Origin of the sequence: Marinobacter lipolyticus SM19, assembly GCF_000397065.2 — a bacterium.
In the GTDB taxonomy this organism is placed as follows: domain Bacteria; phylum Pseudomonadota; class Gammaproteobacteria; order Pseudomonadales; family Oleiphilaceae; genus Marinobacter; species Marinobacter lipolyticus.
In genome coordinates this window covers 1,158,401-1,170,719 of sequence record NZ_KE007306.1, presented here as the reverse complement: position 1 = coordinate 1,170,719, position 12,319 = coordinate 1,158,401, and the positions used below count along the sequence as shown (strand labels likewise).

Genomic DNA, 12,319 nt, shown 5'->3' with positions numbered 1-12,319 from the left:
CGATGCGTCCGGCGGTACGTCTGGCGCTCTGGCTGATGGCACTGATTGCGCTGCTGGCCGGCCTGCTGGCACTCGCCGGAAGCTTTCTCTGGGCTGACCTGGATGCCACGGAACGGGCCGCGCTGACTGCGCTGGTATCCGGGCGAGGCATGTTGTTGGTTGTGCTTGGCGTGCTGGTCCTGGTGCCCTTTGGTGTACTCCTCCGGCAGTGGCTGGTGGCCTACCCGGAGGCGGTGATCCGCCTGCGCGAAGACGTTGATATCATTCACCGGGCCCATCCCGAGCACCGCGTGGCCCTGACCGGCAGCGGCGATATGCGCCGTCTGGGTGAGGCGGTGAATGCCTTTGCCGAGGCCCATTGCGCGTTGCAGCACGAGGTGGCGAGCCGTATCGAAGAAGCCAACGCCCGTCTCGAGCAGGAAAAAAACCGACTGGCGGCGTTGATGTCGGAGCTGTCCCAGAGTGTGCTGATGTGCAACAGCGAGGGCCGCATCCTGCTGTACAACGGCAGTGCCTGCCAATTGCTTGAACCGCACGCAGGCGGTCCGGCACGGGCGCCAGTGGGCCTGGGCCGCTCGATTTTCGGCATACTCGACCAGCGGCTGATCGTGCATGCACTGGAACGGATCCGGCAGCGCCTCCGGCAGAATTGCCAGGATCCGGCGGCCCACTTCGTTACTGCCCGTGGCGACTATCTGCTGCGGGCACAAATGGCACCACTGCTGGATCATCAGGGCGAGTTCATCGGATTCGTGCTGATCCTCGAGGACATCACCCGCGAGGTGGCACTGGACAGCCGCCGCGATGCGTTGCTGCAGCAGTTGACCGAAGGTACCCGGGCGGGATTGGGCAACATCCGCGCTGCCGCTGAGACCATGGAGCGCTTCCCGGAAATGGATGCAGGACACAGGCTCCGGTTCGGTGAAGTGATCAGCGATGAGGCGCAACGGCTGTCCAGTCACCTGGAGCAGGCGCTGAGTCGGCACGCGGACCTGTTGCACCCTCAGTGGCTGCTCGAGGACATGCTTGCCACCGACCTGCTGGTCGCCCTACAGCACAGCTTCGCCACGGTCGGGGTCACGGCTCGCTATCCCTCCGATAATGACCGCTACCCGGAAAGCGATGAGTCGCTCTGGCTGAACCTGGACAGCTACTCCCTGGTGCAGGCGATGACCCAGTTGATGGCTACCCTGGCCGATGCCCTGGACATTCGCGAGGTGACGATCGAGGTGGCCGCCGACGGTAATTTTGCGCGTCTGTTGATCGCCTGGGAAGGGCCGGCGCCGGAGCCGGAGCATCTCCACGAGTGGGAGCAGCGACCTTTCAGGTCTGTTGCTGAGGGCCCTGCTGCTGCGTCCCTGCGAGAGGTGCTGGAAAGTCATGGCGGTGAGATCTGGTGCCAGGGTGATACGGTGGCCGGATACAGTCGCCTGTGCCTGCAATTGCCGGCAACCCGGTCGGAAGCGGAGGTGCCCGTGCCCGCGCGGACTCCCGGGCGGCCGGTGTACTACGATTTCGACCTGTTCAACCAGCCGGGACAGAGTACCGAACTGGACGAGCGGCCGCTGCGGGAGTTGACCTATACGGTGTTCGACACCGAAACCACCGGACTAGCGCCCTCCGAGGGCGATGAAATCATCTCCATTGGTGCGGTACGTATCGTTAACGGGCGACTGCTGATGCAGGAATGCTTTGAGCAGTTGGTCGATCCGCACCGCCCCATTCCACGGGAATCACAGCTGATACATGGCCTCTCGCCCCGGATGCTTACCGGTCAACCGGGCATCGCCGAGGTGCTGCCGCTGTTCCAACGCTTTGCCGAGGACACAGTGCTGGTGGCCCACAACGCTGCCTTCGACATGCGTTTCCTGCAGCTCAAGGAGGCACAGACCGGCATCCACTTTATCCAGCCGGTGCTGGACACTCTGCTGCTGTCAGCCCTCGTGCAGCCAGCTGAGGGACACGGTCTGGAACAGATTGCTGCCCGCCTCGGGGTAAAGGTGGTAGGTCGGCACACCGCGCTGGGCGACGCCATGGTTACCGGCCATGTACTGCTGAAATTGATCCCGCTGCTTGAAGAGCGAGGTGTCCATACCCTCAAGCAGGCGCGGGAGGCATCCAGAAAGTCGGCCTACGCCAAGCTTGAATATTAGCGAGTAGGCCGGAGTGTCCGGTTCAGGCGGTCAGGCGCCCGTCCCGGTAGTCCCGCAGGGTCTGCTCAATTTCCTCACGGGTATTCATCACAAACGGACCATACTGGACGATCGGTTCGTTGATCGGCTTACCGGCTATCAGCAGCAGGCGAGCTCCGTCGGCTCCGGATTCAAATCGCACCTGATCGCCGTCGCCGAGGATAGTAGCTGCCGCCAGCTTCAGTGGCTTGTCTTCAACCTCGTGCTCAAGTCTGGCCCTACCCTCGTAAAGGTACACCATCGCGTTCAGCTGGTCGCTGACGGGTAGGGTGATGGCTTTGCCGGGCTCCATATGGATGTCCATGTACAGGGGGCGTGTGCTACCGCCGGAAATCGCGCCCGCGACCATGGTGCCGTCGACCTCGATGTCACCCGCAATCAGCTTCAGCCGTGCACCTTCCAGATGGACATCGGGAATCTCCTCCGGCTGGATGTCCCGGTACCCCGCCGGCTTCATTTTCTCGGCGGCCGGCAGGTTCAGCCAGAGCTGGAAACCGCGCATCTGGCCGGATTCCTGCTGGGGCATTTCAGAGTGCACAATGCCACGACCGGCGGTCATCCACTGCACGCCACCGTTTTTCAGGTTGCCTTGATTGCCGAGATGGTCCTCATGGAGCATATGACCCTCGATCATGTAGGTCACGGTCTCGAACCCGCGATGAGGGTGAGACGGAAAGCCGGCAATGTAATCCTGGGGCTGGTCGGAACCGAATTCGTCCAGCATCAGAAACGGATCCAGTCGAATATTCTGGTGCTGGCCGATGGAGCGCCTGATGCGTACGCCGGCGCCGTCGGAAGTCTCCAGGGCAGGGATGGTTTGTTTGATGGTTCGAAAGGTCATGGTGTCCTCCTTGTGTTAATAAGACTATTAAACGCCGGAGGTCGAGGAGAATAAAACGGAGATTTTCGGGGTGGGACATCAAAAAAACTGAATGACCGGCGGAAACCGTCCCGCCGGCCATGGGAGGGGGTACTTACTCCACGTTGCGGGAGTAAAAAATCTCCAGCATTTCACGGCGCAGGCGATCTTCGATGGACTGTGCTTCTTCCTCGCCCAGATCACTGGCATTGACACCGAACACGTAGTTGTCGAGTTTGAACTCCTTCAGCATCATCTTGGTGTGGAACAGGTTCTCCTGGTACACGTTTACGTCAATCATCTGATAGGCGTTCTGGGTATCCTCGGTCAGGTAGTTCTGAATCGAGTTGATGTCGTGATCGATGTAATGCTTGGTGCCGTCCACATCGCGGGTAAAGCCACGCACACGGTAGTCCACCGTGACAACATCGGAATCGAAGCTGTGAATCAGGTAGTTCAACACCTTCAGCGGTGAAATCAGGCCGCAGGTCGACACGTCAATATCTGCCCGGAAGGTGCTCACACCATCGTGGGGATGGCTTTCCGGGTAGGTGTGTACGGTGACATGGCTCTTGTCCAGGTGTGCGACGATGGCATCCGGTAGCGGGCCCGGAGATTCTTCGTTGTCGGGCTCTTCACCGTTGGTGAGCTCATGCTCGGCAATCAGCATGGTTACCGACGCGCCGTGGGGTTCATAATCCTGGCGGGCAATGTTGAGAACATTGGCGCCAATGATCTTGACCACATCGGTCAGGATCTGGGTCAGGCGCTCAGCATTGTACATCTCGTCGATGTAATCAATGTAAGCTTCCCGTTGATCCTCGGTCTGCGCGTAACAGATATCGTAAATATTAAAGCTAAGAGATTTGGTCAGGTTGTTGAAACCGTGCAACTGGAGTTTGGTTTCCATGCTCAGCCCCTCCGGGAAGTGGAGATGAATGACTACAGAATGCCTGATCGGGCATTCTGCCGAGGCCGCCACCGACTACTGACCGGATTGTTCACCATTTGCGCAGACCGGCGGAGAAGGGTGCGTATTATGCACACCACGAATGTGGTTGGGTAGTCTTCGCAAACACATTTTAGCATCCGTAATTTCCGTGTCTGCTAAAGGCTATTCTGCTTCACGGATTTCGTGGCTGTGAGTGATCTCCACGCCGGCCTTCTCGAGCATGATTGAAGCGGAACAGTATTTCTCCGCTGACAGGCTGACAGCGCGTTTAACCAGGTTTTCTTTCAGTCCGTGACCGGTAACCACAAAGTGTAGATGTATGCGAGTAAATACGGCAGGGATGGCATCGGCCCGTTCTGCTTCCAGCTCGGCGTGGCAGGCGGTGACGTCCTGTCGGCTCTTATTGAGAATGCTCATGACGTCAAAGGACGAACAGCCGCCAAGTCCCATCAGCAGCATTTCCATCGGGCGTGCTCCAAGGTTCTCGCCGCCGTGATCGGGGGGGCCATCCATCTGAATGGTGTGGCCGGTACCACTGGTGGCCTTGAAGCTGGCATTTCCCGCCCAGTCTACAGTTGCTTTCATGTCGGTAAACTCCGCAATACATCAGGTATCTGGCACGGATGCTAGCACATAGACTAACGCTCGGCAGCAATCCCCTTCCCGGGCCGGTTACACAGATACACATGGTTTCAGGTTGCCGAAACCGGGCCTTCTTGTTATAAGTTGCGCTGATTTTCAAGAAAAATGATTAAACCCGCATGGAAAGCCGGGTACATAATAAACATCGGGACCCGCCAGTTTTTTTAGGAGGCACGACTCGCACTATGGCCACTATCGTCAAGCCGGTTGAGCAGAAAACCAAGCATCTGGATTATTTCCTGTCACAGTGTCACCGCCGGCGCTACCCCGCCAAGAGCACCATTATCTATGCCGGTGACAAGAGCGATTCACTGTTTTACATCGTCAAGGGCTCCGTTACCGTCATCATTGAAGATGACGACGGCCGCGAGATGATCATGGCCTACCTCAATGCCGGAGACTTTTTCGGCGAGATGGGTCTGTTTGACAACATGGATTCTCGCAGCGCCTGGGTGAAGGCCAAGACCGAATGTGAAGTGGCTGAGATCAGCTACACCAAATTCCGTGAGATTGCTCAGCAGGACCCGCGGGTTCTGTATTTCATTGGCGAGCAAATGGCCTCCCGCCTGCGCCAGACCACCCGCAAGGTCGGCGATCTGGCTTTCCTGGATGTCACGGGTCGTGTTGCACGGACCCTGCTGGACCTGTGCAAGGAACCCGATGCCATGACCCATCCAGACGGCATGCAGATCAAGATCACCCGTCAGGAAATCGGTCGTATTGTCGGCTGCTCCCGGGAAATGGTCGGTCGCGTCCTGAAAACCCTGGAGGACCAGGGGCTGGTACGGGTCAAGGGCAAGACCATGGTGGTCTACGGCACCCGCTGACCATGGGCCCGTGTTATCTAGGCGCGGGCCGCCTTCCTGGCAAATCCGTCAATCCAGCCGGCAATGGCGTCGGGCTGGGTCAGTAACACCCAATGGGGCGCATCGATCTCCTGCCGGCTCAGTTTTCCTGCCCATTTTTCCAACCCTTCGAATAGCTGCTCTTTCACGTAGTTGTCCTGGCCAGGCACGATCAGTTGAACTGGACATTGAGCCTGTCGGGGTTCTGGCCGTAGCAGCTTGGACATGAAATTGGCCCGGTAAAGTTTCACGCCGTAGCGGCCGTCATTGCGCTGAAAGCGGTTGTATTCCGCGTCGGAAACCTGCTCCCTGTTTTTCAGATAGTTTGGCCATAACTTGTCGAGACCGGCGCGCCATACAGTCTCCGGAAGCAGTGGCAACTGAAACATGGCAACGTACCAGGAACTGGCGAGCTGATTGAGTACCTTGCGGGTGCCGCCCTCACTGACCCGGGTGACGTTGTTACGTAACCAGAAGCCGACGTGATCCAGGCACGGCCCGGAAATGGTGGTGTACGACCTGATTCTTGATGTCAGCGGACCGGCGGTCACCGATTCCCAGCTTTGTATGGAGCCCCAGTCGTGGGCGGCAAGGTGAAAGCCCTGCTCTGGAATGACTGCGTCTACAACCGCTGCCAGATCCGCTGCGAGATGAACCATGCGGTAGGCACGGGTCTTGGCTGGCTTGTCGGATCGACCTGCGCCACGAACATCGTAGCGGACGACAAAATAACGGTCTTTCAGTTGGTCGGTTACTCTGTCCCACACGGAATGGTTGTCCGGATAGCCGTGCACAAGCACCAGTGGCGGAGAATCAGGATTGCCGTCGGTGGTGACGTACAGGTTGACGCCGTTATTGTTCACCCACTGGTGTTGTGTTGTCATTGCTTGCTCCTGTTGGCCGGTTGGCGCTGTCATACCATCACAGATTACCGGTCAGAGAGCAGGCTGGCCCGTGCCAAGCGGGCCAGACTCTTGGGTAAGTTGTCCCCGCGACGATTCAATCGACAATGGCGACGGTTTTGATCTGAAGCCAGACATCCATGTCCGGTACCAACTGCAACTGGTGGGCAGCCCGGCTGGTCAGCCGGGCCAGGAAAGGAGTGTCACCGGATTGCAGTCTTACCAGGGTTGTCCCCGGGCTCTGGTCGGTGGCGACCTGTTCCACCCGGGCTGGCAGCAGGTTCTGGATGCTCTGTTCGTGGTTGGGAGCCAGGGCGATGCTGATATCCCGGGCGAGAACCTGAAGTCTCACGGGCCTGCCGGACTCCAGTTGCGGCTCCTCCCTTACCCAGAGACTGCCGCCTTCAAAATCAGCGCGACACAGATGCCAGCGGGTGTCACGCTCACCAATGACTGCGTTGACAATCACCCCAGCATCTTCTTCCAGAGCAAAAGGCTGATCAGTGCGGGCCAGTGTCTCCTGTAACGGCCCTTCGGCGATCACCCGACCGTTGTCCATCATCACCACGTGGTCGGCTAATCTGGCCACCTCAGGTGCCGCATGGGATACATAGACCATGGGTATGTCGAGGGTTTGATGCAGAGTCTCCAGGTAGGGCAGGATATCCTGTTTGCTCTTGCGGTCCAGGGCAGACAAGGGTTCGTCCATCAACAGCAGGCGTGGACTGGTCAGCAGAGCCCGGGCAATGGCCACTCGTTGACGTTCACCACCGGACAGTTTTTCAGGCATTCGGTTCAGCAGGTTTGAAAGTCCCAGCCAGTCCACGGCCTGACCGAAATCGATCTGTCGTTGGTCGGCTGGAATGCGTTGGTAGCCATAGGTGAGGTTACGCTGGACCGACAGGTGAGGGAACAGGCTGGTTTCCTGGAATACGTAGGCCAGGGGGCGCTGGTGAACGGGCAGGCGGTGATGGTCATCCTGCCAGCAGTCACCGTTCACGGACAGGTAACCCTCTGCCTTCTGAAGACCTGCCATGCATCGAAGCAGCGTAGTCTTGCCACCGCCGGAGTGGCCAAACAGGGCCGTGATACCCTGTCCGGGGAGTTGCAGGTCCACGTCCAGTTGAAAGCTTTCAAAACCGCAGCGGAAACGGGCGAGAATGCCATTACTCTGGGTCATTTAACGACCCCACCAGCCAGACGACCGTTAATGGTGTGCAGGCCGACCAGTACCAGGAAAGCGAACAGCAGCATGCCTCCGGCCAACCAGTGCGCCTGGCTGTACTCCAGGGCTTCGACGTGATCGTAGATGGCCACGGACAGCACCCGGGTTTCTCCGGGAATGTTGCCGCCAATCATCAGCACTACGCCGAACTCGCCGATGGTATGGGCAAAGGTCAGGACCGCAGCGGTCAGAAAGCCTGGCCGCGCCAGGGGAACGGCAATGGTAAAGAAGCTGTCCCATGGCGAGGCCCGTAAGGTTGCGGCCGCTTCCAGCATTCGTTCATTCAGGCTGGCAAAGGCATTCTGTAAGGGCTGCACGGTAAATGGCAGCGAATAGATGATGGATGCCAGCACCAGGCCTTCGAAGGTGAACGGTAGTGTGCCGATCCCCAATCGTTCTGTCAGTTGACCAATAAAGCCGTCAGGACCCAGCATCATTAACAGGTAGAAACCCAGCACTGTGGGGGGGAGCACCAGGGGCAGGGCGACGACCGCGAACACCGGTTGACGCAGCCAGTGCCGGGTGCGGGCGAGCCACCAGGCAATCGGGGTGCCGATAATCATCAGTAGCAGTGTGGTGATGCCGGCCAGTTTCAGGGTGAGCCATACCGCTTGCCACTCAGGGCTCATAGTTGCTCCGTCGGATTCACCGGGTTTGCCGGTCATTATGTCAGGATCTGACAGTTATCCTAACGGTCTTTGCCGATGATTTCCCGGGCTTTTTCTATGGTTGGCAGCATGCTGTTGAGTGGGGAGGTGTACCGGCCTGCATGGAGGCAGGCCGGTGGTGGGCTTACCGATGCTTCCTGCGACGGGATAAGCCGATGCCTGTCAGTCCCAGTCCCAGTAGGGCCAGGGTGCCGGGTTCCGGAACGTCGTTGGGTAGGTCCACGGTGTCCAGGGTTTCACCCATGACATAGGAATAGCTCAGGTTCACCAGTTCCCCGGAAAACAGCGAGCCGATGTCGAATCCCAGTCCGATAACGTAATCTCCGTCACCATCGTTGACACCCGCAAGGTAGTCGTCCGGATTGGTAGACCAGGGTGCGGAGATCCCGGTGTTGTGTGCGATATCGGATTGTGTGTAAAGCCCGAGGGTCAGCCCGGTCATGCCGCCCTGGGAATTCACGAAGTCTTCCTCTGCCACGCCAGTCGTGCCCCTGGTGTTGGTGGTGTCGTAGGAGCCGTGGGTATTGACGTCCGGGTCGGGGTCGATGGCGCGAAGGAATTTCAGGTCGCTCAGATCCTGGATTGCCGTGATGGTAGTCAGTACATCAATGCGTTCATCGTCGTCATTGAATGAATAGTTGTGACTGATAGTGAACAGGTCACTGTACTGGCCTTCCCAGGAAACCTGATTGTCGGCGCTGCCACCGGAGAGATCCATTGGGCCTGTCAGGGTGGTGATGCTCCCGGACGAACTGGCGTTGTTATTTCCCACAGTGCCGGTCTGGGCTGACGTGACACCAAACCATTCCCACGGGGTGCCGGGAGTCAGGTAGTCCTCCGGACCCCAGTTGCGGGTACCGCTGGTGTCGTGGATGATGCCCGGATCCGTGCTGCCACCGGCACCAAGGGTGCCATTGTCACTGACCGCCGTGCGGACGAAATCGCCTTCCATTACGATCGGCGCCGCGACGGACGAACCCGTCGTCAGGAGTCCTGCGGCAGCCAGCGTGTGGGGAAGAAAGCGGGATAGGGTACTTAAGCGCATGTGTAACTTCTCCGTGTCATAGTATGTGCGTTTCATGCGCCCATCCAAAAGGCAAGTACTACGCCGATGCCTGTAGATCGTTTTTAAAACAGTGGGTTAATGTCATTTTGGTCCGCTTTCGCTGCTCCACATGTAAAATGGTCTGACACTCGGTTATTGGTTGTCGTTATTCCGACGACTCGTCTGACCGCTCCCACTCCGGTGGTCGCCATAGGTGCTGAAGTCGGGACTTCAATGCGCCCGGGTGAGCCATGTCCCGGAACATATCCCGGTACTCATGGGTCCACAAAACAATCAGGTTGTTGGAGTACACGGGGCGGGTGATGCCGTATTCCGGGGGATTGTGAGCATCTTCCGGTGTAAATGTACCAAACAGCCGGTCCCAGATAATGAGGGTGCCCCCGTAATTGCGGTCAATGTAGTCCGGGTTACGGCCATGGTGCACGCGGTGGTGGCTGGGTGTGTTGAAAACAAGTTCCACCCAGGACGGTAGCTGCCTGACCAGCGTGGTATGGATAAAGAACTGGTACACCAGGGACAACGCGTAAGCGACCCCGATCCATACCGGGTTAAAGCCAATGAGCGCCAGTGGCAGGTAGAACATCCACCCACCGTTGAAAATATTGGTGGCATTCTGGCGCATGGCCGTGGAAAAGTTCATTCGCTCCGAGGAATGATGAACCACATGTGCCGCCCAGAACCAGCGTATGCGGTGGCTGGCACGGTGCATCCAGTAGAAGCAGAAATCGACCCCAAGAAAGGTCAGAAATCCGCTCACCCAGTTCAGCTCCAGATCCATAAGACGGTAGTGGTAAAAAAGCGCGTAGACCGGAAACGCGATGATGCCGGCGAATAACGCTTCTGTGATCTGGTATCCGGCGCCCAGAGCGAAATTGCGGATGGCCTCATGGGTGTCCATCAGCATCGGGTCATGCCGAAGCTTCAGGTATTCCCAGGCAGTGATGGCGATAAACACCGGTGTCGCGACCATGAAAATGAGTTGTCGTTCGTCTAGTGCCAGCCAGGGCGCCATCAGGTTCCAGAGCGGCAACAGGCCGCTGTTTTCCAGAACGCTGAGCATTATGTCGGTGATGGCCATAATCAGATCCGGTTATCCGTTATTGTATGTTGCCTATTCTTGCCTGCTTACGGCTTTTAAAATTGACGATGCATGCCGCTAAATTGATAATTCACGTCAATATTGTGGGCAATGGTCGGGAGTTTTCCCATGGCGAGAGTGGTAAGGGTAACCGGGGCCTGGACGGGGCTGTTGACCGACTGGCTGGACCAGCAGCACCTTGATGCGGGCCTCCTGAGACCAGAACTGGCACGCTGGTCTGCTCAGGATAATGTCCCGGTAGCTGTCTGGCGCGACCTTCTGGCACGGGGGCTGGCCTTGTGCCCGGACAGTGTTGCGCCAGAGCTGGGCGTGGGTAGCTGCGTGCGACCCGGTCATGTCGGGGTCCTGGGGTACCTGGTGCTGGCGTCGGACACGCTGGGTGAGGCCATGCTGGCGTACCAGCGCTATGAAACGCTGTTCTATGGCACCACACTGGCGGAAATTGATATTAAGGGTGGCCAGGCCGAAATGCGCTGGCCACGGTCGGACAATGAGCTGGGGCAGCAGGCGGACGGAGCCGCGATCGCGGCGCTGGTGACTTTCTTGCGGCGACAGCTGGATAACCCGCCACCTCCGTCCTCGGTGTCCTTCCTGGAATCCGTGGGCCCGGATGCAGCCCGCGCCTATGAAACTTTTTTTGGCTGCCCGGTCACATGGAATGACAGCCACGTGCGGGTCAGGTTTCCGCTGGAGTACCTGAATATTCCCATGCCACGGCGGGACCCCACATTGAAGGAACTGTTGGATCGGCAGGCCCAGGCGTTGCTTCGGGCCCTGCCCGGCAGCTCCGAAACCGAACGACAACTGCAGCAGGTGCTTTTAAAGCTGTTGGCCGATGGTGAGCCAACCCTGCAGCGTGCGGCCAAAGCCATGTACATGTCTCCCCGTACGCTCCAGCGCCGCCTGGCCCGCCATCAACTGAGCTGGCAGCAATGGCTGGATCGCAGCCGGGAGCAGTTAGCGCGGCAGTATCTCGCGGATGCCTCACTGAGTCTGACCGACATTGCCCTGTTGCTGGGATTTTCGGAACAGAGCGCATTCACTCGAGCCTATCGCCGGTGGGCGGGTGTCTCGCCCGGACGTGATCGCAGACAGATCAGCGGTTAGCCTGGTAGATCTTCTCCAGGGCCTGTAGCTGGGGCTGCCACTGCTCCAGCCAGTCGCGGATCTCCCGGGGGATGCGTTTCTCGCTGGGCCAGGGCACGGGGTATTGTTCCGGCTGGAACAGCGGAGCGAACAGACTTGCGGCGGTCAGATCGGCGCGGGAAAACGTATCACCCACGAGAAAGGGTTGTTGGCGGTAGGTTTCAGCCAACTCGGTTAACAGCGCTTCCATGGTCTGACACGACGTCGCGGCGGTTTTTTCGTTGATCTTCATCCACTTGCGCATGACCTCGTCAACCCTGCTGAAGGCCAGCTTCAGCAGGATGCGGTTGTAGAATGGCGTTTGTGCCGCCAGCAACGGTACCACTACCTTGGGCCGCTGCAGGAAATGGTGGTAGGAATAACACCGCACTGCCGGCCCCGCTTCCTCATCCAGGCGTTGCTCCCACGCCAGCGCCGCCTCCCTTGCCTCGGGGTCAGTCGGTGTCAACGCCCGCTCGGGGAAGGTGTCATCCAGGTAGTCCAGGATCGCTGACGAACCCTGGACGATGTGGCCGTCATGATCCAGCACCGGCACCGATGAGTCAGCGCCTGTGAGTTTGCGAATGGTATTGATGTGCTGGCCTGGCAACAGGCTGTGGGTCTGGTATTGCAATCCCTTGAAATCCAGTGCCCAGCGTACTTTTTCGCAGTAATGGGAAATGGCGAACTGGTAGAGCCTGATGGCCATTGCTAATGTCTCCTTCTGTGGGTGATCCAAGGATA

Annotated in this window: 12 protein-coding genes; 3 read left to right on the top strand and 9 right to left on the bottom strand. The window is 58.5% G+C overall.

The features are described 5' to 3' along the window. Positions 1–2 precede the first annotated feature (2 nt). Complete coding sequence (locus tag MARLIPOL_RS05375) at positions 3–2,153, top strand: 3'-5' exonuclease (RefSeq protein WP_012137079.1); 2,151 nt, start codon at positions 3–5, stop codon at positions 2,151–2,153. Positions 2,154–2,175: 22 nt separating this feature from the next. Here the strand turns inward: MARLIPOL_RS05375 and MARLIPOL_RS05370 are convergent, their stop codons facing one another. From MARLIPOL_RS05370 to MARLIPOL_RS05360, 3 genes are all read right to left on the bottom strand, one after another. Beyond that, positions 2,176–3,033, bottom strand: coding sequence for a pirin family protein (locus MARLIPOL_RS05370; protein ID WP_012137078.1), 858 nt, complete (start codon positions 3,031–3,033; stop codon positions 2,176–2,178). Positions 3,034–3,166: 133 nt separating this feature from the next. Further along, a complete protein-coding gene (speD, locus tag MARLIPOL_RS05365) occupies positions 3,167–3,961 on the bottom strand; it encodes an adenosylmethionine decarboxylase (protein ID WP_012137077.1) in 795 nt (264 codons plus the stop codon). Between the two features lie 204 nt (positions 3,962–4,165). After that, complete coding sequence (locus MARLIPOL_RS05360; RefSeq protein ID WP_012137076.1) at positions 4,166–4,588, bottom strand: OsmC family protein; 423 nt, start codon at positions 4,586–4,588, stop codon at positions 4,166–4,168. A gap of 242 nt (positions 4,589–4,830) precedes the next feature. On the opposite strand from MARLIPOL_RS05360, the gene crp reads away from it, so the two are divergent. Continuing rightward, on the top strand, positions 4,831–5,472 hold the full coding sequence (crp, locus tag MARLIPOL_RS05355; RefSeq protein ID WP_007153756.1) for a cAMP-activated global transcriptional regulator CRP: 642 nt from the start codon (positions 4,831–4,833) through the stop codon (positions 5,470–5,472). 17 nt (positions 5,473–5,489) lie between these two features. Here crp and MARLIPOL_RS05350 read toward each other — a convergent pair whose 3' ends face one another. From MARLIPOL_RS05350 to MARLIPOL_RS05330, 5 genes are all read right to left on the bottom strand, one after another. Then, positions 5,490–6,374, bottom strand: a complete 885-nt coding sequence (locus MARLIPOL_RS05350) for an alpha/beta fold hydrolase (RefSeq protein ID WP_012137075.1) — start codon at positions 6,372–6,374, stop codon at positions 5,490–5,492. 115 nt (positions 6,375–6,489) lie between these two features. Then, positions 6,490–7,572, bottom strand: coding sequence for a molybdenum ABC transporter ATP-binding protein (modC, locus tag MARLIPOL_RS05345; RefSeq protein WP_012137074.1), 1,083 nt, complete (start codon positions 7,570–7,572; stop codon positions 6,490–6,492). Beyond that, entirely contained in the window at positions 7,569–8,246 is a 678-nt protein-coding gene (modB, locus tag MARLIPOL_RS05340) for a molybdate ABC transporter permease subunit (RefSeq protein WP_036190387.1), read from the bottom strand. The genes modC and modB overlap by 4 nt, the downstream gene beginning before the upstream one ends. A gap of 163 nt (positions 8,247–8,409) precedes the next feature. Continuing rightward, positions 8,410–9,330 carry a PEP-CTERM sorting domain-containing protein gene (locus tag MARLIPOL_RS18770; protein ID WP_036190384.1) on the bottom strand — a complete coding sequence of 307 codons (921 nt, stop codon included), beginning with the start codon at positions 9,328–9,330 and terminating at the stop codon, positions 8,410–8,412. A gap of 166 nt (positions 9,331–9,496) precedes the next feature. Then, a complete protein-coding gene (locus tag MARLIPOL_RS05330; protein ID WP_012137071.1) occupies positions 9,497–10,429 on the bottom strand; it encodes a sterol desaturase family protein in 933 nt (310 codons plus the stop codon). 129 nt (positions 10,430–10,558) lie between these two features. Between MARLIPOL_RS05330 and MARLIPOL_RS05325 the strand changes: the two genes are divergently transcribed. Then, the gene (locus MARLIPOL_RS05325; protein ID WP_012137070.1) at positions 10,559–11,557 is read left to right on the top strand and encodes a helix-turn-helix domain-containing protein; all 999 of its coding nucleotides are present in this window, start codon (positions 10,559–10,561) and stop codon (positions 11,555–11,557) included. Here MARLIPOL_RS05325 and MARLIPOL_RS05320 read toward each other — a convergent pair. Further along, positions 11,547–12,284 (bottom strand): glutathione S-transferase family protein, encoded by a 738-nt coding sequence (locus MARLIPOL_RS05320; protein WP_012137069.1) that lies wholly within the window; start codon positions 12,282–12,284, stop codon positions 11,547–11,549. The genes MARLIPOL_RS05325 and MARLIPOL_RS05320 overlap by 11 nt on opposite strands. Positions 12,285–12,319 lie beyond the last annotated feature (35 nt).

Bases quoted from the DNA above. Each gene is read 5' to 3' on its own strand.
- speD (WP_012137077.1), bottom strand. From the start codon at position 3,961: ATGGAAACCAAACTCCAGTTGCACGGTTTCAACAACCTGACCAAATCT.
- crp (WP_007153756.1), top strand. From the start codon at position 4,831: ATGGCCACTATCGTCAAGCCGGTTGAGCAGAAAACCAAGCATCTGGAT.
- modC (WP_012137074.1), bottom strand. From the start codon at position 7,572: ATGACCCAGAGTAATGGCATTCTCGCCCGTTTCCGCTGCGGTTTTGAA.
- MARLIPOL_RS05350 (WP_012137075.1), bottom strand. From the start codon at position 6,374: ATGACAACACAACACCAGTGGGTGAACAATAACGGCGTCAACCTGTAC.
- MARLIPOL_RS05375 (WP_012137079.1), top strand. From the start codon at position 3: ATGCGTCCGGCGGTACGTCTGGCGCTCTGGCTGATGGCACTGATTGCG.
- MARLIPOL_RS05360 (WP_012137076.1), bottom strand. From the start codon at position 4,588: ATGAAAGCAACTGTAGACTGGGCGGGAAATGCCAGCTTCAAGGCCACC.
- MARLIPOL_RS05325 (WP_012137070.1), top strand. From the start codon at position 10,559: ATGGCGAGAGTGGTAAGGGTAACCGGGGCCTGGACGGGGCTGTTGACC.
- MARLIPOL_RS05370 (WP_012137078.1), bottom strand. From the start codon at position 3,033: ATGACCTTTCGAACCATCAAACAAACCATCCCTGCCCTGGAGACTTCC.
- MARLIPOL_RS18770 (WP_036190384.1), bottom strand. From the start codon at position 9,330: ATGCGCTTAAGTACCCTATCCCGCTTTCTTCCCCACACGCTGGCTGCC.
- MARLIPOL_RS05330 (WP_012137071.1), bottom strand. From the start codon at position 10,429: ATGGCCATCACCGACATAATGCTCAGCGTTCTGGAAAACAGCGGCCTG.
- modB (WP_036190387.1), bottom strand. From the start codon at position 8,246: ATGAGCCCTGAGTGGCAAGCGGTATGGCTCACCCTGAAACTGGCCGGC.
- MARLIPOL_RS05320 (WP_012137069.1), bottom strand. From the start codon at position 12,284: ATGGCCATCAGGCTCTACCAGTTCGCCATTTCCCATTACTGCGAAAAA.